Annotated in this window: 20 protein-coding genes; 5 read left to right on the top strand and 15 right to left on the bottom strand. The window is 62.5% G+C overall.

The window, feature by feature from the left end; all coding sequences use genetic code 11:
• Positions 1 to 8: 8 nt before the first annotated feature.
• The 9 genes from J4G38_RS09560 to J4G38_RS09520 all read right to left on the bottom strand — a co-directional run bounded on the left by J4G38_RS09560 (position 9) and on the right by J4G38_RS09520 (position 10,272).
• Positions 9 to 3,341, bottom strand: a complete 3,333-nt coding sequence (locus J4G38_RS09560; RefSeq protein ID WP_210516726.1) for an efflux RND transporter permease subunit — start codon at positions 3,339 to 3,341, stop codon at positions 9 to 11.
• A gap of 76 nt (positions 3,342 to 3,417) precedes the next feature.
• The gene (locus J4G38_RS09555) at positions 3,418 to 4,563 is read right to left on the bottom strand and encodes an efflux RND transporter periplasmic adaptor subunit (RefSeq protein WP_210516728.1); all 1,146 of its coding nucleotides are present in this window, start codon (positions 4,561 to 4,563) and stop codon (positions 3,418 to 3,420) included.
• Positions 4,547 to 5,155 (bottom strand): hypothetical protein, encoded by a 609-nt coding sequence (locus tag J4G38_RS09550; RefSeq protein ID WP_210516730.1) that lies wholly within the window; start codon positions 5,153 to 5,155, stop codon positions 4,547 to 4,549. Before J4G38_RS09550 ends, J4G38_RS09555 begins: the two co-directional genes overlap by 17 nt.
• Complete coding sequence (locus J4G38_RS09545) at positions 5,155 to 6,393, bottom strand: TolC family protein (RefSeq protein WP_210516732.1); 1,239 nt, start codon at positions 6,391 to 6,393, stop codon at positions 5,155 to 5,157. The genes J4G38_RS09550 and J4G38_RS09545 overlap by 1 nt, the downstream gene beginning before the upstream one ends.
• 102 nt (positions 6,394 to 6,495) lie before the next feature.
• A complete protein-coding gene (locus tag J4G38_RS09540) occupies positions 6,496 to 7,317 on the bottom strand; it encodes a DUF305 domain-containing protein (protein WP_210516734.1) in 822 nt (273 codons plus the stop codon).
• A gap of 49 nt (positions 7,318 to 7,366) precedes the next feature.
• Positions 7,367 to 8,314: a heavy metal-binding domain-containing protein gene (locus tag J4G38_RS09535; protein WP_210517022.1), complete on the bottom strand. Its 948-nt coding sequence runs from the start codon at positions 8,312 to 8,314 to the stop codon at positions 7,367 to 7,369.
• Positions 8,315 to 8,622: 308 nt separating this feature from the next.
• Positions 8,623 to 9,066, bottom strand: a complete 444-nt coding sequence (locus J4G38_RS09530; protein ID WP_210516736.1) for a hypothetical protein — start codon at positions 9,064 to 9,066, stop codon at positions 8,623 to 8,625.
• Between the two features lie 260 nt (positions 9,067 to 9,326).
• Entirely contained in the window at positions 9,327 to 9,746 is a 420-nt protein-coding gene (locus tag J4G38_RS09525) for a GlcG/HbpS family heme-binding protein (protein WP_210517010.1), read from the bottom strand.
• 13 nt (positions 9,747 to 9,759) lie between these two features.
• Complete coding sequence (locus J4G38_RS09520; RefSeq protein WP_210516738.1) at positions 9,760 to 10,272, bottom strand: flavin reductase family protein; 513 nt, start codon at positions 10,270 to 10,272, stop codon at positions 9,760 to 9,762.
• 70 nt (positions 10,273 to 10,342) lie between these two features.
• Here J4G38_RS09520 and J4G38_RS09515 point away from each other — a divergent pair, with 70 nt between their 5' ends.
• The 5 genes from J4G38_RS09515 to J4G38_RS09495 all read left to right on the top strand — a co-directional run bounded on the left by J4G38_RS09515 (position 10,343) and on the right by J4G38_RS09495 (position 14,859).
• Positions 10,343 to 10,822: a MarR family winged helix-turn-helix transcriptional regulator gene (locus J4G38_RS09515; protein WP_210516740.1), complete on the top strand. Its 480-nt coding sequence runs from the start codon at positions 10,343 to 10,345 to the stop codon at positions 10,820 to 10,822.
• Positions 10,823 to 11,008: 186 nt separating this feature from the next.
• Positions 11,009 to 13,294, top strand: coding sequence for a heavy metal translocating P-type ATPase (locus J4G38_RS09510; protein ID WP_210516742.1), 2,286 nt, complete (start codon positions 11,009 to 11,011; stop codon positions 13,292 to 13,294).
• 87 nt (positions 13,295 to 13,381) lie between these two features.
• The gene (locus J4G38_RS09505) at positions 13,382 to 13,759 is read left to right on the top strand and encodes a cupredoxin domain-containing protein (RefSeq protein WP_210516744.1); all 378 of its coding nucleotides are present in this window, start codon (positions 13,382 to 13,384) and stop codon (positions 13,757 to 13,759) included.
• An 11-nt stretch (positions 13,760 to 13,770) separates the two neighbouring features.
• Positions 13,771 to 14,394: a helix-turn-helix domain-containing protein gene (locus tag J4G38_RS09500; protein ID WP_210516746.1), complete on the top strand. Its 624-nt coding sequence runs from the start codon at positions 13,771 to 13,773 to the stop codon at positions 14,392 to 14,394.
• Positions 14,395 to 14,700: 306 nt separating this feature from the next.
• Positions 14,701 to 14,859: a DUF305 domain-containing protein gene (locus J4G38_RS09495; RefSeq protein ID WP_210516748.1), complete on the top strand. Its 159-nt coding sequence runs from the start codon at positions 14,701 to 14,703 to the stop codon at positions 14,857 to 14,859.
• A 46-nt stretch (positions 14,860 to 14,905) separates the two neighbouring features.
• On the opposite strand, the gene J4G38_RS09490 is transcribed toward J4G38_RS09495, so the two are convergent.
• The 6 genes from J4G38_RS09490 to J4G38_RS09465 form a co-directional block, all read right to left on the bottom strand.
• Positions 14,906 to 15,043, bottom strand: a complete 138-nt coding sequence (locus J4G38_RS09490) for a hypothetical protein (RefSeq protein WP_210516750.1) — start codon at positions 15,041 to 15,043, stop codon at positions 14,906 to 14,908.
• Positions 15,044 to 15,153: 110 nt separating this feature from the next.
• Positions 15,154 to 18,291, bottom strand: coding sequence for a M4 family metallopeptidase (locus J4G38_RS09485; protein ID WP_210516752.1), 3,138 nt, complete (start codon positions 18,289 to 18,291; stop codon positions 15,154 to 15,156).
• 242 nt (positions 18,292 to 18,533) lie between these two features.
• The gene (locus J4G38_RS09480; protein WP_210516754.1) at positions 18,534 to 20,333 is read right to left on the bottom strand and encodes a tetratricopeptide repeat protein; all 1,800 of its coding nucleotides are present in this window, start codon (positions 20,331 to 20,333) and stop codon (positions 18,534 to 18,536) included.
• Positions 20,334 to 20,530: 197 nt separating this feature from the next.
• Positions 20,531 to 22,396, bottom strand: coding sequence for a right-handed parallel beta-helix repeat-containing protein (locus J4G38_RS09475; protein ID WP_210516755.1), 1,866 nt, complete (start codon positions 22,394 to 22,396; stop codon positions 20,531 to 20,533).
• Between the two features lie 129 nt (positions 22,397 to 22,525).
• Positions 22,526 to 22,909 (bottom strand): DUF3037 domain-containing protein, encoded by a 384-nt coding sequence (locus J4G38_RS09470; protein ID WP_210516757.1) that lies wholly within the window; start codon positions 22,907 to 22,909, stop codon positions 22,526 to 22,528.
• A complete protein-coding gene (locus J4G38_RS09465) occupies positions 22,887 to 23,681 on the bottom strand; it encodes a HipA family kinase (protein WP_210516759.1) in 795 nt (264 codons plus the stop codon). Before J4G38_RS09465 ends, J4G38_RS09470 begins: the two co-directional genes overlap by 23 nt.
• Positions 23,682 to 23,695 lie beyond the last annotated feature (14 nt).

Genomic DNA, 23,695 nt, shown 5'->3' with positions numbered 1-23,695 from the left:
CCGGGCACTTACACGGCGGATTGCACTGGGTTCCGGTCGGCCGGGGGCGTGAGGGGCTGGGTGTCCAGCTCCTGCGGGTGGGCATCGAGGCCGACTTCGTGGTGGCCGCGCTGGTACCGGGCCAGGGCTTTTTCGCCGAAGAGCCAGAACACCACGGGAGTCACCACGATGTCGAGGAAAGTAGAGGAGAGCAAACCGCCGAGGATGACGGTGGCCACCGGGTAAAGGATTTCCTTGCCCGGCGCATCCCTGGCCAGGGTGAGCGGCACCAGGGCCAGCGCGGCCACCAGGGCCGTCATCAGCACCGGCACCAGACGTTCGAGCGAGCCCCGGATAATCAGGTCCTTGCCGAACTTCTCGCCCTCGTGCTCCACCAGGTGGATGTAGTGCGAAATCATCATGATGCCGTTGCGCGAGGCAATGCCGGTGAGCGTGATGAAACCCACCAGCGAGGCAATGCTGAACGTGCCGCCGGTGAGCAGCACCGCCACCACCGAGCCGATGAGGGCCAGCGGAATGTTGAGCATAATCTGCCCCACCAGCAGCCCCGACCTGAAGTGCGAGAACAGCACCAGGAAGATGCCGGCCAGCGAGAACAGGCTCAGCCAGAGAATCTTCTGCGAGGCCGACTGCTGGCTCTCGAACTGTCCGCCGTAGGTGAGGTAGTAGCCCGCCGGCAGCTTCACCTGCTGGTTGATGCGGGCCTGCACCTCCTTGACGGTGCTGCCCAGGTCGCGCCCGGCCACGTTCATCGAGACGGTGATGCGGCGCTGGGTGTTTTCGTGGTTGACGGTGTTGGGGCCGGGCTCGTAGCTCACATCGGCCACCTGGCTCACCGGAATCAGGGCGCCGCTCGGAGTTTCGATGCGAGTCTGAGCGATGGTGGCAATGTCGTTGCGCTGGGCTTCGGGCAGCTTCACGATGAGGTCGAACCGCTTCTGCCCGTCGAGCATCTGCGACACCACGTCGCCCTGAAACAGGGTTTCCAGCGTGGAAACCACTTGCCCGCGCTCCAGGCCGTAGGCCCGCAGGGCGGCGTCGCGGGGCCGCACCAGCAGCTGCGGAATCTGCACCTGCTTTTCGACCTGTAAGTCCACCACGCCGGGCACGGAGCCGGCGGCCGTGCGGATTTCGTTGGCGTAGCGGCGCAGCTCCAGCAAATCATTGCCGAATACTTTGATGGCCACCTGCGCCCGCACCCCGCTCAGCAGGTGGTCGAGGCGGTGGCTGATGGGCTGGCCGATGTTGACGTTCACGCCGGTTATCAGGCTCAGACGCTGGCGCAGGTCGGCCAGGATTGCCTCCCGACTACGCATGGTTTGGCCGGCTTTTTTCAGCTCTTCCGGGGTTTTGAAGGCAACCTCGATTTCGGAGTTGTTCACCGATTCGGCGTGCTCGTCCAGCTCGGCGCGGCCGGTGCGGCGGGCGGTGTAGGCCACTTCCGGCAGCTGCAAAATCTGCTCCTCGCCCAGCGTGCCCAGCTTGTTGGACTCGGTGAGCGAGGTGCCGGCCGGGGCCGAAAAGTTGACCGTGAGCGAGCCTTCGTTGAAAGGCGGCAGGAATTCGGTGCCGAAGAAGGGCACCAGCGAGGCCGCCAGCGCGAAGAGCAGACCGGCGACGGTCAGCACCACTTTCGGGTGGGCCAGGCCCCAGTTCAGCAGGCCGGTATCCTTGCGCTTGAGCCAGCGCACCAGCCCGCCCTCCTGCTCGGCCGCCCGAATCTGCTTCATCTTGGGCAGCAGGTAGTAGCAGAGCACCGGCGTGACGGTGAGCGACACAAACAGCGAGGCCACGATGCTCGTGATATAGGCAATGCCCAGCGGCGCGAAAATGCGCCCTTCCATGCCTTCGAGCGCGAACAGCGGCAAAAACACCAGCACCACAATAATGGTGGCGTAGACGATGGAGTTACGCACCTCCGAACTTGCCGCGTAAATCACCTGCAAAGCCGGCTTGGGGGTGGGCAGGTGCTGGTTTTCGCGCAGCCGCCGGAACACGTTTTCCACGTCCACGATGGCGTCATCCACCAGCTCCCCGATGGCAATGGCCAGCCCGCCCAGCGTCATGGTATTGATGGAAATTCCCGCGAAGCGGAATACCAGCGCCGTAACCAGCAGCGACAACGGAATGGCCACCAGCGAAATAAACGTGGTCCGTACGTTCAGCAAAAAGGCAAACAGCACGATAACCACCAGAATAGCCCCGTCGCGCAGCGCGTCCTCGACGTTGCTAATCGACGACTCAATAAAATCGGCCTGCTTGAACAGGCGCGTATTCACCTGCACATCTTTGGGCAATGAAGGCTTCAGCTCGACCAGGGCCTTTTCCACAGCCTCCGTGAGCCCCACCGTGGCGGTGCCGGGCTGCTTCTCGATGCTTAGAATGACGGCGGGCTTGCCGTTCACGCTGCCGTCGCCGCGCTTAAAGCGGGCCCCGAAGGCTACATTGGCCACCTGCCTGACGCTGATGGGCGAGCCCTGCCGGTAACCGACGATGATGTTCTCGATGTCGGCCACCGAGCGCAGCCGGCCCAGGTTCCGAATCAGCACTTCCGAGCCGTTGCGGTCGAAGAAGTTGCCGGTGGTGTTCAGGTTGGAGCGGCGCAGTGCCTCTTCCACCTGGGTCACGGTCAGGCCTGTGGCGTTCAGGCGGGGCATGTCGAGCAACACCTGGTACTGCAGGTTGTCGCCGCCGATGGGGATGACCTGCGCCACGCCGGGGATACTGAGCAGGCGCTGGCGCACGGTGTAGTTAGCAAGCGTGCGCAGGTCGGCCGCGTTGGTGGCGCGGCCGACTCCCACGCCAACCTCACCCCCCGGCCCCCTCTCCAAAAAAGAGGGGGAGCCTGACGATTTCGGGTCGTCATTCTTTTGATTGGTAACTGTTAACTGCTCATTGTTAACTGAAGAAAGGCCCACCAGCATAATCTGCCCCATGACCGAGGAAATCGGTCCCAGCACCGGCGTGATGCCGGTGGGCAGCTGCCCGCTCACGGTCTGCAGCTTTTCGGCTACAATCTGGCGGGCGGTGAAAATGTCGGTGCCGTAGTCGAACTCCACGAACACCATGCCCAGGCCAATGGCCGAGTTGGAGCGCACGGCTGCCACGCCGGTGGCCCCGTTCAGGGCCGTTTCGACCGGGAGCGTCACCAGGGCTTCCACTTCTTCGGGGGCCATGCCGGCGGCTTCCAGGAACACGGTCACGCGGGGGCGGTCGAGGTCGGGCAGCACGTCCACGGGCAGCTGGCGCGCCGTGTAGGTGCCGGCGATGAGCAGGCCCACGGCAAAGGCCAGCATGAGCAGGCGGTTTTGCAGGGCAAAACGGATGATTTTATCGAGCATTTTGGGTAGAGTTAAAAGTTAAAAGGGAAGAGTTAAAACGTCTGATTTCAACTCTTCCCTTTTAATTTTTAACCCGCTATTGGTTCAGGTAAATGGATTTGAGCTGGTAGGTTCCCACGCTCACCACCCGGTCGTTCTCGTTCACGTCGCCGCCCAGCAGCACCGTTTGCTCGCCGTTGGCCGCGCCGGGCTGCACGTAGTGGACTTTGAAGGTTTCGGGGTCAGTGTGCACGAAGACCACCGGCTTGCCGTTCAGGTCGGTTAGCGCCGAGGTGGGCACGACCAGCTGCTTTTTGCCGCTGCGGCGGCCCAGCACCTGCACGTTCACGGCCTGGCCGGCGCGGAACAGATTGGTGCCGGTGGGGTCGAGCTCCAGCACCAGCTGGCGGGCCTGGTTCACCGGGTTCACCACGTTGCTGAACACGACCAGCCGGGCCGGCGCGCTACCGGTCTGCCCCTCGAGGCCTTCCACCTGAAACTGTGCCCCGGCGGGAATCTTGTCCAGGTCTTGGGCAAACACCTGGGCTTCTACCCGCAGCTTGCCGGGGTTAAGCACCCGCAGCAGCTCGTCGCCCTGCGTGACCTGCTGGCCCAGTGCGAGGGTAAACACGTCTACTGTCCCGCTAATGGGCGAGGTAATGGCGACGCGGCGGTTGCTGGCCTGGCCGTTGAGAATCCCCGCGTTCTGGCGGGCCTGGCGCAGGCGCAGCTCGGCGGCCACCACGTCCTTGCGGGCGGCGATGTCGGCGATGGTTTGCAGGCGGGCGTAGTCCTGCTGGGCAGCCCGCAGCTCGGCCTGGGCGTTGGCCCGCTCCGTGCTGAGGCCGATTTGCTGGGTGGCATCCAGGGTTTGGTCGACCACGGCCAGCACCTGCCCGGCGCGAACCGGCTGCCCCACTTTAGCTAAGAGGCTGACAATGCGCCCGGTCTGGGGCACCACCACCCGGCCTTCGCCCCCGGCGGCCGAAGCCACGGTGCCGTAGAGCGTGAGGCGGTTGTAGGTATCGGAATAGCCGGCCAGCGCCGTGCGCACCCCAAACAGGAACTGGCTTTCCTTGGGCAGGGCCACGGCATCGGTCATGGCCACGCCGGTCGAAGCGTGGGCGGCCCCGCCGTGGTCTTCGCCACCGTGGGCCCACAGCGCGGCGGGCGGGGGCAGCAGCACCGTCAGGGTGAGGCCCAGGGCGGCCGTAGCCGCGAGGAATTTATGCGTGGTTTTCATAGACGGCGGACGTTGAAGTAGGGACGGCAGCCGCCGAACGGCGGCGCATAACCAAGGCGGTGGCGGCAATGCCCAGCGCAAAAGCACCAAAGAGCAGCAGCACGGTTTTCCAGGAGCCAATAAGGGCGGGGGCTGCTACAGCCGGAGCTGCCGCAACCGGCAGCAGCTTGCCCACTTCGATGCCGGAGAGCAGCATCAGGTCGGCCTTATCGCCAGCCACGATGTTCACGGCCAGGCTATATTTCTTATTCGCCGGAAACACGCCCTCGACCATGTAGGCCCCCGGCGACTTTTCGGAGACGGTGAATTTCAGCCCGGCCGCTTCCGGGCAGGTCACGGTTAGTTTGGCTCCCTTGATGGGCGCATTGGTGCCGTAATCGGAGATGAACAGGCGCATATCGGCGTCCTGGCCCTTTTTCAGAGGCTCGAAGCGGAGCAGCAGCTCAAAGCTCTCGGACAGCGCGGCCACCGAAAACGTGGTGGCCACGGCCCCGGCCGAGGGCTTGGCCGCGTCGCCGTGGTCTTCGCCGCCGTGGGCGCGGGCCCCGGTGGCCAGCAGCACGGCCAGCAAAAGCAGGAGGAGGTTCTTCATTAGTATCCCCGCAGGTAATTAAGTGCAACGATGGCCTGACGGTAGTCGCGGATGGTCGTCAGGTAGGTATTCTGAATGGTAAACGCCTGGTTCAGGCTCTGAATCAGCACCAGGTAGCTGATTTCGCCGGCCTTGAACAGGCGCTGCGACTGGCTGATGATGGCCCGCGACTGGGGCAGGCCCGTCTGCTCGTAGTAGGTGAGCGAGGCGGCAAACTTGCGCGTATCGGCCACGGCCTGCTGGTACTGGGTGCCCAGGTCGAGGCGCTGCACCTGCAGCTGGGCCTGCGCGGCCTTGCTGCGCGCCGTGGCCGCTTGCAGCTGGGCGCGGTAGGTCCAGAACCAGATGGGCACCGACACGCCGAACTGGAAGCGGTACTTGACCACGGAGTTCTCATAGGCCTGGTTCTGGTAGCCCAGCGTGAGGGCCGGGGTGCGCCGGGCCCGCACCAGGCTGATGCCCGACTGGCTCAAGGCCACGTTCTGGCCGTAGTAGGCCAGCGTGGGGCTCTGGACTACGGCGGCGCTGTCCTGCTGGGGTAGGGTACCCAGCAGCTCCGCGCCGGCGCGGGCCAGCGCGGGGCCGGTCTGGCGCAGGTCGGTGTCGGCGGTCAGGTTGGCTTCGGGCTGCCCGAGTAACAGGCCCAGCCGCCGTTGCGCCGAGCGTTGGTCCACCAGCGCCTGCTCCAGTTGGTTGTGCACCTGCCGGGCTTCGGCCTCGGTGCTCACGCGCTGCAAGGCCGTCACCTCGCCGGCCTTGAACAGGCGCTCGGTGGCCTGCTGCAAGGTCCGAAACAGGCTGTCCTGGTAGGTGAGCTGCCGCACCTGGGCCTCGGTAAACTGCAGGCTCAGGTAGGCCTGGCGCACGTCGCGCCGCACGGTGGCGCGGTTCACGTCCAGGCCCCGCTCGGCCAGGGTGATGCCCGCCTGCGCGGCCTGCGCCTGCCGGCGGTACACCGTCGGGAAGTCGATGGTTTGCACCACGCCGGGAGCCCACCGCTCACCCGTGGGCGCGGAAAACAGAAAGTCGGGGTTGGGGGGCGAAAAGCTGCCGCGCTTCAGGGCGCGCTGCTCCTCTATTTCCTGGGCCGACTGGCGCAGGCGCGGGTGCCGGCGCAGGGCCAGCTGTTCGGCGCTGTCGAGGCGCACCACGACCTGCTGGGCCCACGCCGGCCCGGCCAGCAGCAAAAGCAGCAGCAGGAGCCCGGGCCGGCGGTTGCGAAGGGGAAGGTTATTCATGAGCGTTGATTGGGCCGCCAGCTCATCCGCCGGCGAGCTGCCAGCAGATGGGAAGGGGACACGAAAGGCTGTCGGCGGTGAAAGACGGCCGGCCGCCGGTTTTCAGGCTTTTTTCTCCAGGTCCATCCCGCACTTCGGGCACTTGCCGGGAGCGGCGCTCTGGCCGCCGTCGTTCATCGGGCACTCGAAGACGGCGGCGGCCTTCATCTTGCCGGCGTTCCTGGCGTGCCAGGCTTTGAACTGTTGGATTTCCTTCTGCTGGGCGTCAATCATCATCTGCGCCATCTCCTTAAGCTTACTGTCTTTGCCGTGGGCCACTTCGGCCTTGGCCATGTCCACGGCGCTCTGGTGATGCACCGTCATGAGCATGTTGAAATTCAAGTCGGCATCAGCCACCATCGGGGGCATGTTTTTCATCATGCCGTCCATCGAGGCCTTCATGGCGCTGGTGAACGGGTCAGCCGGGTCCTGGGGCTTGTAGTTGGTGGGGGCCGAGTCGAGGCGTTCGGCAATGGGCTCCATCTCCCCGATTTCCTTCTGCTGGTCGGCCTTGATTTTCCCGGCCATCTGGCGCATGGTGGCGTCCTTGCCGTCGCGCAATTCGATGTCGGCCATAGCCACGGCGCCCTTGTGGTGCTCCATCATCATGTGGGCAAAGTCGTGGTCGGTGTTGCCCATGGGCTTCAGGGCGTCCATCTTGGCCATCATATCGTTCATTGAGGCCACCAGTGGCGAAGCGGCGGCCGCTCCATCCGCCATTTTCGAGTGGTCCATGCCGGCCATGCCGGCCGCGGCCGAATCAGTAGCCACCGTCGTGTTTTGGGTGGTAGTAGCTGTAGTATCGGCCGACTTGTCGGAGTTGCAGCTGCCCAGCAACAGGGTGCCCGAGCACAGGGCGGCGAGGAAAAACGCGGACTTTTTCATGGGGTTTGGATTGGGATGGGAAGTAAAAAATGACGGGTGCCTGAAAGCGTTAGGCCTTCACGTTGATGGTGAAATCAGTGGTGTGAATCTGCCCGCCGTGGTTGAATTGCAGGAACACGCGGTACCGGCCGGGCTTTTCGAAGCTGGTGTTGAAGCCGATTACCGGGCCTTTGTCGGCCTGGTCGTTGGGGTGCACGTGCAGGTAGCGCTCCGTGTCCTCGCTGATGACCACGACGTGGCCCAGCGCCCCGAGGTACTTGTCGAGGTCCGTCACGGGCCGGCCATTTTTACTGATGGTAATTTTCATGCCCAGCAACTGGCCCACTTTCAGCTCCTTGTCGAAGGCGAGCGTGGCCTGGTAGCCGTCCTGCTGCCACTGCATCTGGTCTTTGCTGAACTTGACGGGCGTGTACTTCGGCCCCTGCACGCTCACCACCTGGCGGCCGAGCTGGTGCCCGCTGCCGTCCGGCGTATAGTCCTGAAACAGCACGTATTCGCCGCCCTTGGGGAAGGTGAAGGCGGCCTTGTAGTTGGCGTCGGCCGTGAATTGGGGGTGCTCGTGGTTGAACACCGACAGGTCTTTGCGGACGATGATGAGGTGGATTTTCTTCTCATGTACCACGGCCAGCGGCACCGGGGCGGTTAAGTTGCCAAGTTCCTGCGGGGTATACGTGAGCGTGACGGGCTGGCCGGCCACCAGCTGCATGGGCTGGGGCTCGAACTTCATCTGGTAGCTTTTGCCGTTGCTCACCTGGTCGTTGTGCACCAGCTCCATGCCGCACTTAGGGCACTTCTGGCCGGGCTTGGTGCTGGTCACCTCCGGGTGCATGGGGCAGGCGTAGGTGTGGCCCCCGGCGTGCCCGGCGGTGCTGTCGGGCGCGGTGCTCGTGGGCGTCGTAACAGTGTTGGTGGCGCTGCTGCTCGATGCATCAGAGGAGCAGCTGGCAACGGTAACTACGCTGGCAAGGGCCAGCAACGGAACAAGAAAACGGTTCATAAAAACGGGTAATGGATGGAAAATGCGGCCCTGAAAGACCGGTGGGGCCGACGCCTGCCATTGCTGCCAGAGCACGAAGCCCAAGGCGGCAGCCAGCCCGGCGTAGGGCAGGCAGAACAGCCCACGACGGCCCGGCCCAGGCGGGCGCGGCGCGCCGGCCTCCTGACCGCAACCCTTCAGTGCGAAGGACGAAAAACCAGAAAAATGGGGAGAGGGGGCGCGGCCTGGCCACGCAGTCGAGCAAACGAAAAGGCCCGCCCCGGACATAGCGTAGCTATGCCGGCGCGAGCCTTAGCGCGTCGGAACAATCAAACAGTCAGGGACTGGATAAAAATGCGGATATCGGGTATTTTGGGCTTGAGGTGCCGCGTCGGAACCAGGGCCACCGCGCCCGTGCGGTTCCATTTGCCAGCCAGGGGCCGGAAATGAAAGCCCACCGCAGCCGGCAGCACGGCCGGGGCAGCGATGAATAAGTGCTTTTGAGTGGGCGTCGTCAGCGACGAGAGCAGCGAGGCCGACTTGTCCTTGCAACAATCGTGGTTGCGGGTCGACTTGGCCGGGTGGCCGTCGTGCTTGCCGTGGTGCTCAGCCACCGCGCCGTGGCCGTGGCAACCCGGGTGCGTGGGCTGCTCGACTTCGTGGTGGCCCACGGCCGCCATCGGCGGAGCTGCCTGCGCCGGATTGACCGTTGCGCACCAGCACTGCCCCACGAACACATTGACGAAGACGAGCAGGAAGCTCGTCGCTAGCAAACGGCGGAAGGGGAACAAGCTACGGAACATAACGGGCACTAAACAACTGCAAAAATAGGCTTATCTCCGGTAAGGGGTTGGGCTGGTTAGGTACCCGTAAAGCCGCTAAAGGGTTCCGGCGGTTGTGTAAGGCCGGCCGAAGCAAGGAGATAATGTGGCGCTATTAGGCGCCTCAAGGCCTTCTGCCCAAGTGCTGGGCAAACATGCAATGGCGGGATAAAGCAAAATTATGTAAGTAGACGGCGCGATTTTATAAAGCCTTACCCTTCAGAAGGCAGTTCGCAGCGCGGGGCGGGCGCTCCTGCGCTAAATGCCGCAATGGCTTGGTCTTGTTCAAAATTGCCCCCAGCGATACCTATACCTCCCACTACTTCTTCGTTCCATAATAGAGGAAATCCTCCGGGCAAACCAGAAATGGAAGAATTAGCCGCAAACGAAGCTCGCAACGCCGGAAACTGCTGGCCGAGGTTGCCCACAACATGACTTGGTAAGCGTAGCTGCGAAGCCGTTATTGCTTTTGCCCGACTGCTTTCCAAGGCAAAATAGCTACAGCCGTGCTGCCGCACCACGGCACGAACATGGCCGCCATTATCAACAATGGTTACGGTGATGAGCACGCCCTGACGCTGGGCCTCCTGCTGAGCGGTTGATAATATGGAGTCGATATAGGCTTGGTTCATGTAGCTTAGACAGTTAGCGTGTTCCGGGGGGAAAGTTTTCATCGTCTAGCAAGAAGGTGTCGGAGGTGCGGGCATAGCGCGAACCCGCCATGCGGCCCAGGGCGCGCAGCTGCTCAAAATCAACCCGAAAGCGGCCATCAATTAACGCATCGTCTATGTGGACGTAAACTATTTCGCCGATGACGAGGCACGAACGCCCCACCGCCAGAGGGGTTGCGGTACGGGCCATCTGGACGGCGTAGTGCTCGGTAGCGATGTTGACGACAAACTCCCCGGTGCCCCCTTGCGCGGGTAGGTGTGCATTGCGCAACGTGTCTTTCAAGGTGCCATCGGGCTTTGGTCCGGCAACCGCGAACGACAGGGCCAGCGGGGCGTGCCCGACGATGTTGAAATAGGAAAACGGGGCCAGATTGGTGACGCCCTCGGTTGATAGGGTCGACACCACTGCCACTGGCCGTGGAATAACGGTACCGGTTAGCAATTTGTAGCGGGCTTCAATGGGAAGTTGGTCGGCGGGGAGGTGCATAAGGGATAAACGAAGACACAATAGTAAGCATTGCTGACCATATAGTAACTGTTGCTGACTAAATTTGTTCATGAATACCTTCGCTTTGCTAACCCAACAGATATCTGAAAAGAACCTGGCGGGCCACATCCACCACTTTTCGCGGCTGCTTGCTTACCTCAGCGAACACCGGTGGGCCACCGATGGCTACCCTGATTTGAGAAGTAGCCACGTACAACTGCTGCGCAACCTTGACCCGACGGGAACCCGTGCGAGTATACTGGCCGAGCGGGCTCAGGTGACCAAGCAAACAATGGGTCGATTGGTCAAGGAGCTGTTTACCAGCGGCTACGTGGGCCTCGAACCTGATGCGACTGATAATCGGGCCCAACTAGTGCGGTTGACTCCACGGGGAGAAGGCTTTTTATCCTACCTGGCTAGCACCTTAGTAGACCTGGAGCGCGCCTTTGGAAATGTACTAGGGCCACCAAGGCTGGCGGAGTTCACCGCTTGCCTGCATGAATTGACGGCATTCGCGGAAGCGCGCCGGCAAACCATCGCTTCATTCTAAAGCAGGGTCATCGTTGGAAAGTAGTGCGGCGTGGCAAATTAGAAAAATGGTATCCCGTCAAATTATGCAATTCAGGAGCGGTATTTAGTACCAACTTCGAGCGAGCAGCACCGTTCCTTTGTAAGGTGATTATGGGCTGTTGCCAATTGGCTAAAAGGCTCGGGAATCCCTCATTACGCCGCTTTTATGGAACCTGCCACCAAAACTGAAACCCTCGACATCGAAGGCATGACCTGCGCCTCGTGCGCGGCTTTCGTCGAGAAGTCGCTCAGCCGCACGCCGGGCGTGCAGCGGGCCATGGTCAACTATGCCACCGAAAAGGCCACCGTCGACTACCTGCCCACCCAGGCCTCCCCCGCCACCCTGAAGGAAGCCGTCATCAACGCCGGCTACGGCGTGACCGAGCGTGCCCCCGACACCAGCGCCGCCGAGCGCGGCGCCGAAATCGACCGCCAGAAAGCGCTGGCCTACCAAAAGCTCAAACGCCGCTTCGGGGTTGCCGTGGGCCTGGCCGTCATCATCATGCCGCTGAGCATGCTCATGCTCTGGCCGGCCATGATGCAGCGCATCAACATGCAGTGGCTCAACTACGCCCTGCTGTTGCTCACGCTGCCGGTGCTGCTCTACAGCGGGCGCGAATTCTACGTTTCGGCCTGGAACGGCTTCAAGCACCGGGCCGCCAACATGGATACGCTCATTGCCGTGGGCACCGGCGCAGCCTTTCTGTATAGTCTGGCGGCGACGGTGGTACCCGGCTTTTTTACCAGCCGGGGCCTCGTGCCGGAGGTGTATTACGACACCACGGCCACCATCATTGCCCTGATTCTGCTGGGCAAGGTGCTGGAGCTGCGGGCCAAAACCCAGACGTCGGCGGCCATCAAATCCCTCATCGGCCTGCAAGCCAAAACGGCCCGCGTGGCGCGCCCCGATGGCGCGGAAGTCGACGTGCCCATCGAGCAGGTGCAGCTCGGCGACATTGTGGTGGTGCGCCCCGGCGAGAAGGTGGCCACCGACGGCCTCATCACCGAAGGGCATTCCTCCCTGGACGAGGCCATGCTAACCGGCGAGAGCCTGCCCGTGGAAAAGAACGCCGGTGACCCCGTATTCGGGGCCACCCTCAACAAAACCGGCTCCTTCCGCTTTCGCGTGACGAAAGTCGGGGCCGATACCATGCTTTCGCAGATTGTGAAGCTGGTGGAAGATGCCCAGGGCAGCCGCGCCCCCATTCAGCGGCTGGCCGACAAAGTGAGCGCCATTTTCGTACCTACGGTCGTGGTTATTGCCATCCTCACCTTCGTCATTTGGTTTGATTTGGCCCCGCTGGGCACGCGCCTGCCGCTGGCGCTGGTCAATTTCGTGGCCGTGCTCATCATTGCCTGCCCCTGCGCGCTGGGGCTGGCCACACCCACGGCCATCATGGTGAGCACCGGCAAAGGGGCCGAGCACGGCGTGCTCATCCGCAATGCCGAAGCCCTGGAAAAGGCCTACAAAGTAGATACCGTGCTGCTCGATAAAACCGGCACCATTACCAAGGGCGAGCCCGCCGTGACGGATTTCTGGACGCTGCCCGGCCCTGCCGGGGCGGCCCGGGAGGCCGGCCAGCTGCTGCAAATGGTGGCTGCCGTGGAGCGGCAGAGTGAGCACCCGCTGGCCGAAGCCGTGGTGCGCCACGCCGACGCCCAGGGCGGGCCCCGCCTAACTGCCACCAGCTTCCGGGCCATAGAAGGCAAAGGGGCCGCCGCCAGTGTGGACGGCCAAGCCGTGCTAATTGGGAACCGCCGCCTGCTGGCCGACGAAAACATTACCCTCTCCCCTCCCCTGATTGCCCAGGCCGAGCAGCTGCTGAGCCGGGCCAAAACCGTGCTGTACGTAGCTGTGGCGGGCCAGGCCGTGGGCCTGTTGGGCGTGGCCGATACCGTGCGCGATACCTCGGCCGCCGCCATCAAGAAGCTCCAGGGGCTGGGCATCGAGGTGGTGATGATGACGGGCGACAACCCGGAAACGGCCGCCCAGGTGGCCGGGCAGGTGGGCATCACGCGCTACTTCGCCGAGGTGCTGCCCCAGGACAAAGCCGGCAAGGTGAAGGCGCTGCAAGCCGAAGGCCGCATCGTGGCCATGGTCGGCGACGGCATCAACGATGCCCCCGCGCTGGCCCAGGCCGATATCGGGCTGGCCATCGGCTCGGGCACCGATGTGGCGATGGAAGCCGCCGGCATCACACTCATGCGCTCCGATTTGAACGGCGTGGTAACGGCCATCGAGCTGAGCCGCCAGACCATCCGCACCATCAAGCAGAACCTGTTTTTTGCTTTCATCTACAACACGCTGGGCATTCCCATCGCGGCGGGCCTTCTCTACCCCTTCTTCGGCCTCCTGCTCTCGCCCATGCTGGCGGCCGGGGCCATGGCTCTTAGCTCGGTATCGGTGCTGACCAACTCGCTGCGCCTGCGCGGCTTTTCAGTTAAAAGTTAAGAGTGAAGAGTGAAAAGGCAACTCCCTTTACCTGACTCTTTTTTCGCTCCTGCTTTTAACTCTTCACTGTTAGCTTTTAACTCCAAAATGGATACGACCGCCATCATTGTTACCGTAGTTGGCCTGGGCCTGGTCGCCTTCGTGCTATGGTACTTCTTTTTTTCGGCCCGCCAGACGGCCAGTGCCGTTTCTTCCACCAGTGGCGTGCAGGAGGTGGCCATCACCGTGAAGGGCGGCTACTCACCCGACGTCATCGAAGTAGAAAAAGGCAAGCCCGTGCAGCTGAGCTTTTACCGCGACGAGGAAAACAGCTGCTCGGAGGAGCTGTTGATGCCCGATTTCAGCATCCGTCGCGACCTGCCGGCCTTCAAAACTACCTTGGTGGAGCTGCTGCCAAAAGAGGCCGGGACGTTTCCGTTCACCTGCGGCATGGGCATGTTGCGGGGTAGCTTAGTGGTGAAATAATGCCGCATCCCATGAAAGCCGACGTCAGCATTGCCCACGTTCTGCCCCCGCCCGGCTCGCACCGGCTGCTGATTAAGAATATGGTTTGCCCGCAGTGCATCCGGGTAGTGGGCGAAGAGCTGGCAGCGCTGGGCCTTACCGTGCACCGCGTAGCGCTGGGCGAGGCCGACGTGTCGACGCCCGACGGCGCGGCTCCCGACTGGGCCGCCATTCGGGCCAGCTTACAGGAGGCCGGATTTGCCCTGCTGGAAGACCTCCGCGACCAACTCGTGGACCGCATCAAAACCCTGCTGGTGGCCCTGGTGCACTACCCCCCGCCCGGCCCGCGCCTCCTGAACTACTCGGACTATCTGGTGGAGCGCCTGGAGAAGGACTACCACTATCTTTCCCATTTGTTCTCCGCTTCCGAGGGCCTCACGATTGAGAAATTCATCATCCGCCAGAAGGTGGAGCGGGCCAAGGAGCTGATTGGCTACGGTGAGTTGCCCATGGCCGAAGTGGCCCAGCAACTGGGCTATAGCAGCCCGGCGCACTTGTCGCGGCAGTTCCGGCAGGTGACGGGCCTTACCCCGACTGAGTTTCAGCGCCTGGGCCCCGCCAGCCACGCCCGGCGCAGCCTGGATTCGCTGATTTAGAGCTGGAAACTATGCAAGTAAATGGCACGGATGTGTAAAATCCAAGCGGCCGGCAAGGGCATTAAGAGGGCTCATTAAATCTTCATAATATCTATTCCCCGTTCCCGTTCACCCTGCTCGCGCTGGCCTCGTTCGGGCTGTTTTTGGTTCCCTGCATGAAAAACCATGACATGGACCCCGCCCACGCAAGCGTGTACATGACCATTATGACGGACATGACGACAAAAATGGACGCGCAGGCCAAAACCAGGACCCCGGCCACGCCTACGCTTCCCAGACGGTGCTGCACCATTAGACGGCCATCAAATGGCCCAGGAAGAGCTGAAAAGCGGCACCAACCAGGAAATGAAAACGACGGCCCAACCCATCATCACCCCGCAGCAGGCCGAAATCACGCAGTTCAACGCCTTCCTCAGCGGCCACCAGCCCCAGCAGCCGTTGGTGCCGCAATTTACCCAGCTTTAGAAAACCGATATGGATAAGATGATGGCCAGCAGCGACCAGCGCGCCATCACGGGCCGGCCCGACTAAGGACTTTGCCCAGCTGATGGTAGACCACCAGGCGGCCATCGACAACTCCGAAGCCCTGCTGGTCCATCTCCGCTTTAAACCCCGTTTGCGATGAGCAGGCGGGGTTTTTCAGTTTCAAAGCACCTTGACAGGAGGCCGGCGATGCCCGGAGGGAAGTCGGAAAAGCGCACAAAAAAGCAGCCCGGCTGGAGAGCCGGGCTGCTTTCTAGAAAGTGAAGCAGTATTGACTTATTGCTTCACGAAACGCTGGGTGAAGATGTTCGTCCCATCGCTCACGCGCACCACGTACAGGCCGTTGGCCAGGCCGGCCAGGTTAAGTTGGCCGTTGCCTTCGTAGCGGGTGCCGGTTACGGTAGCACCGCGGGCATCGAGCAAGGTCACGGTTACCGGCTCGGCGTTGTCGGGCAGCGTCAGGTGGAGGCGGTCCGTGGCCGGGTTGGGGTAGACAGCCAACGTAGCCGAGCCGCCGATGGCGGAGCCGGTCAGGGCGAAAGTGCCACCGGTGATGTTGAGGGTATAATCCTCGGTTTCGCCGTAGCTGAAGCTGCCGCAGCTGGTAGTGGCGCTGTTGTCGCTCATCACCACGCGCAGGCGGGTGGCGCCGCTCTTGGCCGAAGCGGGCACCGTGAAGGAGCCCGTGCGGGTAGTAGCGGCGGTGCTGGCCGCCGCCGATACGACCAACTCACCAGCATCGGTGAACACGCCGTTGTGGTTGTAGTCGATGTACACTTTGAAGTACTCCGAGTAGGCCGTGCCCACGAAGCCGGCCGAGAAGCTGATGGTCTGGGCCGAGCCGGCGGCCACGCTGGTGCTCAGGGCCGTGCCGTTGTAGTAGCCGCCATCGGCGCCCGAAGTGCGGCTGGTGCTGCCCAGGCTCACTAGGTCGATGTACTCGTAGGCTACGCTGGTGCCCTGGCTGGCGCAATACGCAACGGTAGCAGCCGTAGTGGTGAAGGTGCCCGAGGCGCTGAAGGCACTGTTGCCCCCGGAGCAGACGGTCTGCACCTGGAACTCATACGTGGTGGAGGCGGCCAGGCCGGTCAGGGCCTTGCTGGTGGTGGTGCTGGTGGTGCTGGTCCAGGTGCTGCCGCCCGATACGCGGTACTGCACGTTGTAGGACGAAGCACCGCTCACAGCCGTCCAGGCCACTGTAGCGCCGCTGCCGGTGAGGCCGCTGCTGGTCAGGCCCGTGGGCACGCCGCAGGTAGTGCCCGTGCCGGTAGTCACCGTCACGGAGTAGTCTTCGGTTTCGCCGTAGCTGTAGCTGCCGCAGCTGGTGGTAGCGGCGTTGTCGCTCAGCACTACCCGCATGCGGGTTTTGCCGGCGGTGGCCGTGGCGGGCACGGTGAAGGAAGCCGTTTGGGCGGTGGTGGTGGCCGTAGTGGCCGAAACCACGGTTTCACCGGCATCGGTGAAGGTGCCGTTCTGATTCCAGTCGATGTATACTTTCACGTTTTCGGTGTAGGCGCTCGATACGAAGCCGGCTTTGTAGGTGATGGTCTGGACCGAACCCTGGGCCACGCTGGTGCCGAGGACCGTGCCGTCGTAGTAGCCGCCGTCGGCCCCCGAAGTGCGGTTTATGCTGCCCAGGGCCACTTGGGCGAGGTATTCGTAGGCCACGCTGGCGCCCTGCGAGGTGCAGTAAGGCGACGTAGTGGTGCCGCCGCCATAGGCAGCGCCGATGCCCACGGCGTACCAGGCGTTGGTGACGGCCTGGGTCTGGGTAGCGGTGGCACCAAACAGGTCCGTAGCGGCCTGAATAGAGTAAGTGCGAGCGTTGGCGTAGCTTGAGCCGGCCGTCATGTACACGCTTTCCATGCGGAAGGTGATTTTAGCCGCATCCGAAATCCCAATGCCGGTTACGGCGTAGGCAAAGCCTTTCTCGTTGGTGCCGGTTTTGCCCGTGCTGATGAGGTAGTACCAGTAGTTGAGGATGCCCGAGTTGGTGTGCACGCCGCCCTGGTCATTGGCATTGGAGGGCGAGGTGGTGGTGGCGGCCCAGTATTGGCCTTTGTAGTAAGCCGGCTGGCCGTAGAGGTTGGGGTTGCTCATCGAGCGCAACGCGCCGCCGGCTTTCATGATGTCTTCGCCAATGTCCCAGGTCGACTTGGTGAGGCCCAGCGCGGCGCAGGTGTACTGCTCAATGCTGGCCCCCCAGATATCGGAGAGGCCTTCGTTCATGGCGCCCGATTCGTTGGCGTAGGTCAGGTTAGCCGTTTTTTCGCACACGGCGTGGCCGATTTCGTGGCCGCACACGTCCAACGCCGTCAGGGGCTTGAAGGTGCTGGCGCCGTCGCCGTAGGTCATCTCGGTGCCGTCCCAGTAGGCGTTTTCGAAGCCGGCACCGCCGGGCACGTCGTCGAAGTGCACGTAGCTTTTGATTTTAGCGCCGGCGTTGTCGTAGGAGTTGCGGCCGAATACGTTCTTCCAGTAGTCGTAGGTGCTCTGCGCGCCGAAGTGAGCATCGCCGGCTACGTTGTCGTAATTGGCGTTATTGTACTCGGCGGCCGTCCAGTTGTTGTCGGCGTCCACAAAGTCGGTGGCGGCGGTGTAGCTGTTGCTTTTCTTGCAGTTATAGGTTTCGATGCCCAGGCCGCGGGTGTATTCGCGCAGGTGGTAGCCGCCGGTGGCCGTTTCAGTGGCCAGCGTGCGGGTGCCGCTGTAAGCCGTGGCAAAAGTGGCCGTGGCCGCCGTGGCGTGCTTGATGATTTTGTCTTCGAGCACAACTGCCCCGGAGCGCGCGTCTACGTACACGTAAGAACGGCTAATGGGCTGCTGGGCATAGATGTTGAATTTCCAGGCCAGCACGGGTGCGCCCTCGGCCTGGCCGGCCTTGGGACGGTGGTTTTCCACAATCACCAGCTCGCCCTGGGGCAGCGCATTGCCGGCGCCGGGCACTTCCCACATGTATTTCCGGGCGCCCACGTGCGATAACGCGCCCTGCAAGGCGGCGGCAGCCGAAAGAGTTGGCGCCGTGTTCAGGCCCTGAATGCGCTCGAACTTGCCGCTCAGCGTTTCCACCTGGCCCTGGCGGGCGTGCACGGAGTAGACGGCGTGCTCTACTTTGATGCCTTTGTAATACTGCTGGTATTTCTCGTGCGTGAAGCCCTGCAGGTCGGTTTCGATGCTGGTCCGCTGCAGGTGGTCGTCGCCCTTGAGCTGGAGCTGTTCGGTCAATACCTGGGAGGCTTCGCTCAGCGCACGGGTGCGGCCCGTGGCGGCCAGGTTGATGAGCAGCGGCGAGCCGTCCTCGGCCAGCACGGTGGTGGGGGTGGCTGCGCGGGCCGCGTCCTGGGCCTGCGCAGTGTGAGTGAGGCTGGCGCCGCCGAGCAGAAGCAAAGCAGTTGCCGAGTAGGTTTTCATCATAAAAAGGAAAGTTGGGTTGGGGGTGAAACCGATAAAAGAATATTGCTTCCCAAAGGTGGTGGTGGGACTACCTGCCAATTGGGAAGCAACAAAACTACTGGCTCCACCCATCCAGCCAATGTCCAGACAGGGTTACCCAAGGTGGACAAGTCGCAATAAACAGGCGGACTTTAGGTGGACAATTGCCAAAAATCCCGCAAATCATTGGAAATAATCTAAAAAACCTGTGGCTCCATCAACAATTACGCAGCCTTGCTGGTCTCCAGGCGCATCATGAAGTCAACCAGGTTGTCGGTGGTGCTTAATTGCAATTTTTGACGAAGGCGGTAGCGGGCCTTCTTGATGCTCTCCTCGGAAATACCCATCAGCCCGGCCATGGCTTTGGACGAGAAGTTGAGCTTGAGCAGGGCCGCCAGCCGCAGTTCATTAGGGGTCACTTCGGGGCACTGCCGCCGCAGCTCCGCGAAGAAATTCTGGTGCACTTCCTCGAACATAAGCCGGAATTGCTCCCACTCTTTAGTGGAGGAGCCGTTCTGGTCGATGTTCTGCCGCAGCCGCATGAGCTGCTTGCGCACCTCATCATCGGCAGTGCGGGCAATGGTATCCAGCCGCTCCTTCACTTCCTGCAAGATTTCGCCTTTTTGCATCACCGACAACGCCAGACTGGTGAGCTTTTGGTTGTTGAGGGCCAGGTCGTATTCGGCCTGCTGCAGCTTGGCTTCGTTGAGGAGCCGCTCGACCCGCTCGGTGGCCTGCTGGGCTTCCTGGGCCTGCTGCCGGGCCTGGTCGCGCTGGCGGGTGGCGCGGTACTGGTGCCGCAGACCCAGCCCCAGGGCCAGCAGAAACAGGCTCACTCCCAGCACCAGCAGCAGCGTGAGGTGGCTGATGCGCTGGTCGCGCTCCAGCTGCTGAATAAGGTAGCGGTGCGCCGTTTCTTCCTGCTCGCGGCGGTAGTGCTGGTACTGGTTGCGCAGCGCATCAATCTGGGCCGTGTGCTTGGTGCCGTACAACGAATCTTCCAGGCGCTTGCCCTGCTTGTAGAAGGCCAGCGCGGGCTCGAACCGGCGTTGCGCGGCCAATGCATTGGCCAGCACAATGCAGACTTCCTTGGCCACCGGCGTAGCCTTGATACGCTCAGCAATAGCCAAACTGCGCTGGGCATACCCCTGGGATTTGGCGTATTCTCCCTGTTGGTAAAGCACTTGCGCCAGGCCGGCGCAGCACACCGCAATCATCGACTCGTCTTTGTTGGAGGTGGCCAGCTGCAGGGCCTGGCCGAAATACGTGCGCGCCAGCAAGTAATTTTTCTGCTTGGAGTTGATGTCGCCCAGGTTGTTGAGCACAATGGCCTCGTTGGTGCTGTCTTTGTTGCGATGAAAGACGGCCAGGCCCCGCCGGAAATAGGTTTCGGCCTCGCTGAACTTGCCTTGGTCGGCATACACCAGGGCCAGGCCCTGGTAGCTGGTGATGAGGTCGGCCTCGTCCTTATTTTTGGCCAACAGCTTAATGGCCTGCTGATAATAGGCAACGGACTGGGCGTAGTGCTGCTCGTTGTGCTCCACCGACGCCACGTTCATAATGGCGTAGGCCAGATGGGTGGAATCATGCACGGCGCCGTAGTAGCGCAGGGCCTGCAAGTCATTCTCCAGGGCCTCGGGATAGGCGCCTTCCTGTTGCAGCACCAGCCCAATATCGGCGTGCAGCATGGCGCACTCCTTGGCAAAATGCGCGGCCTGCGCTTTGGTGAGCGCCTGCTGGTAGGTGCGGAGGGCGGCCGGGTAGTCGCCGCGCACAAAATGCAGCCAGCCCAGGTGTTCGAGCGCTTCCGATTCCAGGCGGGGGGCGTGGGCTTGCCGGGCCAGGGCCAGGCTTTGCTGGGCGTAGCGGCGGGCGCTGTCGGGCTGGCTGGCCAGGGTCAGGTCGGCCAGCCTGAGCAGGTGCACGATGCGCGCCGTGTCGGCGGGAGCCCCGGCTCCGGCCGCACCGAAGCCCACCACCAGCAGCGAGAGTAAGAGCAGCAGACAGGAATAGAGACTCCTCATACCATCTCAAAACAGTTCATTTCCTTCACAAAGCCAAAACCGGCCCCGTAGCTATATAATAGCGAAAGGCTTAGCTGACAAAGCTACAGCAATTGCAGGCTAGCCGGAAACGGTTTCTTTTCTTTTCCAGCAAGCATTGGGAAGGCGACCCCAGCCATCCACCAGGCGCGGAAAACCGGCTGCGCTCTTCCCCAGCCTTAGTAATACGACGAGTACAGGGTAGGGTGCTTGGTTTTGATGGCGCCGGGGCTTGTGCGTAGCCGTCCGCGCCCGGTAGTGCTTATTTTGGCGAGGGGGTCGCGGAAGAAATACGCGCCATCTTCCACTATCAGCTGGCCGGCGATGGTCACCTTGGTGTGACGTAAAATTTCCAGGGAGCCGCCCTTTTTCACAATCAACCGTGAGGTGGGACCGATGTACAACTCCGAGATTTTACCCGCCAGCTCATTTATTACCAAGGCATTGCCAGCCCCTACCACTACACTGGCAGAGTCGCGGGGGTGAGCCGGCTGCCGGCCAATATCCAGGCCGCCTGGCACCAAATTGTAAGTATTGGGCGCTAGAAACTGCAAGCTGCCGGGTGCATGCAGCACCACTGTTCCCACGGCACCGTTGTTACCGAGCATAAAATCGGAGCGGTGGCGGCTGGTGCGGTGCGGCCCGTCCCGAAACACGTTGCTGCCGCTGAACACGGCCCCCAGAATTTTGTCGTAGGAGCCCTGGGGCGGCTGGACGTAGTCGTATAGAAACGTGCAGTTGCGCAGATGAAACAGGCTGGCAGTGTCGGTGGCGGCGGGAATGGCATGAATGAGGTAGTTGTGCGTGCCGATGAAGCGACAGTCGGTGAAGCTCATGCGGCGGGCGTAGGAGTCGGAATGCAGCGTGAACGGCCCGAAAGCTGGCTGCCCGTGGTAGGGCCGGTCCTCAAAAGTGCAGCCAACGAAGCGGGTAGCCTCGGCCGCAGTGGTGGCCTTGCAGCCATGCACGAAGGCCCCGTAGATGCGGCAATTCTTGAACAGAAAACCCGGCTGCGTCACCCAGGCCGACCAATTGGTGGTGCCCCACACGAGGCAGCCGGAAACCCGCATGTTTTTCGTCGCGGCCGGGCGGGAGGCGTCGGGCCGGTCCGACACGATGCCCTGGCCGGCATTGTCCACGAAGCGGCAGTTTTCCAGGCTCACGTTGGTCACGAAGCCATCCTGCGGCTCCAGGTCGATGCCCGCGGCGGGGTTGGAAACCAGTGGCTTGCCCGTGGCAGCCATCATCACCCGGCCGGTGTGGCTAAAGCTGCAATTGACGGCCCGAAACCCGTTGGCGCCCGTGAGCGACATGCCCTGGCGGCCGTTGTAGTTACAGGTGGAGTTTTCGATGAGGTTGTCTTCCCGGTTGGGGTCGTCGATGCCCTTGGCCAAGTGGTTGAGCACCTGAATACCGTCGCGCCCAAAGTGATGCAGCGCCAGCTTCCGCAACGCGATATGGCGCGAGTCGCTGACGAAAATGGCATCAAACCCTAACTGAATGCCGGTATCGCCCCAATGTCCCCCAACTACCAGGTGCGGGCTGTTGCCGTTCAGGTTGAGGTTGGCCACTTCCACGTTGTCGCAGTTCTGCAAGGTGATGCAGCTGCCACCGGTGGCCGCGTACTTGTAGTCGGCAAAATATTGGGTGGCAGCCTCGTAAGGCAGTTTGGTGGCGGGGTCGAAGGCGCCGTAGCGCAGGCCGTTGACGTAGCGAATTTCGGTGGTGGCGCTGTCGTCGCCCAGCACCGAGAGGTTGTGGCAGCCAGCCAGGTGCAGCACGTCGGCGCCCAGGCCGGCGGCATCCTGGCGGCCCACCAGGTACACGCCTTTGGGAATGTGCAGGACGGCGCGCCCGGTGCCGGCCGGCGTTTGGGCGCGCTTGTTGAAAAAATCGGCGGCCCGCTCGAAGGCGGCGTGGTCGTTGGTTTTGCCGTCGCCCACCGCCCCAAAATCGGTTCTCAGGTCCTTGCGCAGCACCGGCGTCGCTGCCTGCCCGTGCGCCAATCCACTGAATAGCAGAAAGCAACTCAGCAGAAGCAGCATTTCTGGCCGCAGCGAAAAGGCTTTTTTATTCCTTAATACATCACTCATGCGGCTTGCGGCTATTGACTAAAAACCCGGATACGAGTCTCCGGTAAAATTAGCCAGGAATGCCAGCATGAACAGCGGCACTCATTGCACCAGCTGGGCAAACAGGCGCGCCAGCGTGGCGGCCGCGTCGGCGCACAGGCCGGGGTGCACGGGCGAGGACTGCACCACGGTGCTGCGCGTGGCCGTGAGCCAGCGAAACCGCTCCGCAATAGGCAGTTGCCCAATGGCGCCGCCCGTGGCCCGGCCCTGGCAGATGCGCTCGAAGGCTTGCAAACGAGCCGTTATTTCTTCCAAATCCAGGTCGGGAGCCAAGGCCCGCAACCGCGCCTCGGGCAGCTCAGACCGCGTTTGCAGAAAGCCCAGCGACCGGCAATACACGATGACGCCGACGTTTAGAAACTCCTCCCGCTCGACGCGGGGCACCACGCGCAGCACGGCGTACTCAAATAAGTGCATTGCGGGCATCTTGGGCTTCCTGAACAAAGGTTTCTGAGGCGGCCAGGCGGGTTTCGAGGAAGCGGACGTAGGCTTCGCGCTGCTCCTCGGCGGTGGCGTCTTCGTTGGTCAGCCACTCGTCGGGCACCAGCGCCACGATGGCGCGGAGGACCTGGGGCGTGAGGCGGGCGCGGCTTTCGGCGTCCACGGCGGCCAGCTCGCTGGCCTGGGGCAGCAGGACGTGGGTCTTTATCTGCGGAAATGGGCGCGGGCGCGGCAGCGCCCAGTCGGGGCCGGCGTGGTGCACGTAGAGCGCCGCGCCGTGGTCGATAAGCCACAACTCCTTGTGCCACATCAGCATGTTGGTGTTGCGCACGGTGCGGTCCACGTTCAGCGTGAGGGCATCAAGCCACACAATTTGCGAAGCCAGATGCGGCTCCACGGTGGTCACCAACGAATCAAACGTGATGGCCCCGGAGAGGTAATGCAGGGCCAGGTTGCGGCCGGTGCTGGCCCGCAGCAGGTCCTGAATTTCCTCGTCGGGCTCGGTCCGGCCGAAGGATTCGTCAAGCTCACAAAACACCAGCTCCGGCACGCGCAGGCCCAATACGCGGGCAATTTCGCCCACAATCAGCTCGGCAATCAGCGCCTTTACGCCCTGCCCCGCGCCCCGGAATTTTACCACGTAGAGGAAGCCATCATCGGCCTCGACCAGGGCCGGCAGGGAGCCGCCCTCGCGGAGCGGCGTCACGTAGCGGGTTACCGCCACGGTGCGGAGTTCAAGGGCAAAGGGTGGCGGCATAGGAAAGCAGAAGC

It is taken from the genome of Hymenobacter terricola, assembly GCF_017921975.2.
GTDB lineage: Bacteria > Bacteroidota > Bacteroidia > Cytophagales > Hymenobacteraceae > Hymenobacter > Hymenobacter terricola.
This window is presented reverse-complemented; position numbering and strand designations above follow the sequence as displayed.

Excerpts from the sequence above, each read along its gene's own strand:
- J4G38_RS09505 (WP_210516744.1), top strand. The coding sequence starts at position 13,382 with ATGGATACGACCGCCATCATTGTTACCGTAGTTGGCCTGGGCCTGGTC.
- J4G38_RS09550 (WP_210516730.1), bottom strand. The coding sequence starts at position 5,155 with ATGAAGAACCTCCTCCTGCTTTTGCTGGCCGTGCTGCTGGCCACCGGG.
- J4G38_RS09470 (WP_210516757.1), bottom strand. The coding sequence starts at position 22,909 with ATGCCCGCAATGCACTTATTTGAGTACGCCGTGCTGCGCGTGGTGCCC.
- J4G38_RS09480 (WP_210516754.1), bottom strand. The coding sequence starts at position 20,333 with ATGAGGAGTCTCTATTCCTGTCTGCTGCTCTTACTCTCGCTGCTGGTG.
- J4G38_RS09555 (WP_210516728.1), bottom strand. The coding sequence starts at position 4,563 with ATGAAAACCACGCATAAATTCCTCGCGGCTACGGCCGCCCTGGGCCTC.
- J4G38_RS09515 (WP_210516740.1), top strand. The coding sequence starts at position 10,343 with ATGAATACCTTCGCTTTGCTAACCCAACAGATATCTGAAAAGAACCTG.
- J4G38_RS09465 (WP_210516759.1), bottom strand. The coding sequence starts at position 23,681 with ATGCCGCCACCCTTTGCCCTTGAACTCCGCACCGTGGCGGTAACCCGC.
- J4G38_RS09510 (WP_210516742.1), top strand. The coding sequence starts at position 11,009 with ATGGAACCTGCCACCAAAACTGAAACCCTCGACATCGAAGGCATGACC.
- J4G38_RS09485 (WP_210516752.1), bottom strand. The coding sequence starts at position 18,291 with ATGATGAAAACCTACTCGGCAACTGCTTTGCTTCTGCTCGGCGGCGCC.
- J4G38_RS09495 (WP_210516748.1), top strand. The coding sequence starts at position 14,701 with ATGGCCCAGGAAGAGCTGAAAAGCGGCACCAACCAGGAAATGAAAACG.
- J4G38_RS09540 (WP_210516734.1), bottom strand. The coding sequence starts at position 7,317 with ATGAAAAAGTCCGCGTTTTTCCTCGCCGCCCTGTGCTCGGGCACCCTG.
- J4G38_RS09520 (WP_210516738.1), bottom strand. The coding sequence starts at position 10,272 with ATGCACCTCCCCGCCGACCAACTTCCCATTGAAGCCCGCTACAAATTG.
- J4G38_RS09475 (WP_210516755.1), bottom strand. The coding sequence starts at position 22,396 with ATGCTGCTTCTGCTGAGTTGCTTTCTGCTATTCAGTGGATTGGCGCAC.
- J4G38_RS09535 (WP_210517022.1), bottom strand. The coding sequence starts at position 8,314 with ATGAACCGTTTTCTTGTTCCGTTGCTGGCCCTTGCCAGCGTAGTTACC.
- J4G38_RS09545 (WP_210516732.1), bottom strand. The coding sequence starts at position 6,393 with ATGAATAACCTTCCCCTTCGCAACCGCCGGCCCGGGCTCCTGCTGCTG.
- J4G38_RS09500 (WP_210516746.1), top strand. The coding sequence starts at position 13,771 with ATGAAAGCCGACGTCAGCATTGCCCACGTTCTGCCCCCGCCCGGCTCG.
- J4G38_RS09560 (WP_210516726.1), bottom strand. The coding sequence starts at position 3,341 with ATGCTCGATAAAATCATCCGTTTTGCCCTGCAAAACCGCCTGCTCATG.
- J4G38_RS09525 (WP_210517010.1), bottom strand. The coding sequence starts at position 9,746 with ATGAACCAAGCCTATATCGACTCCATATTATCAACCGCTCAGCAGGAG.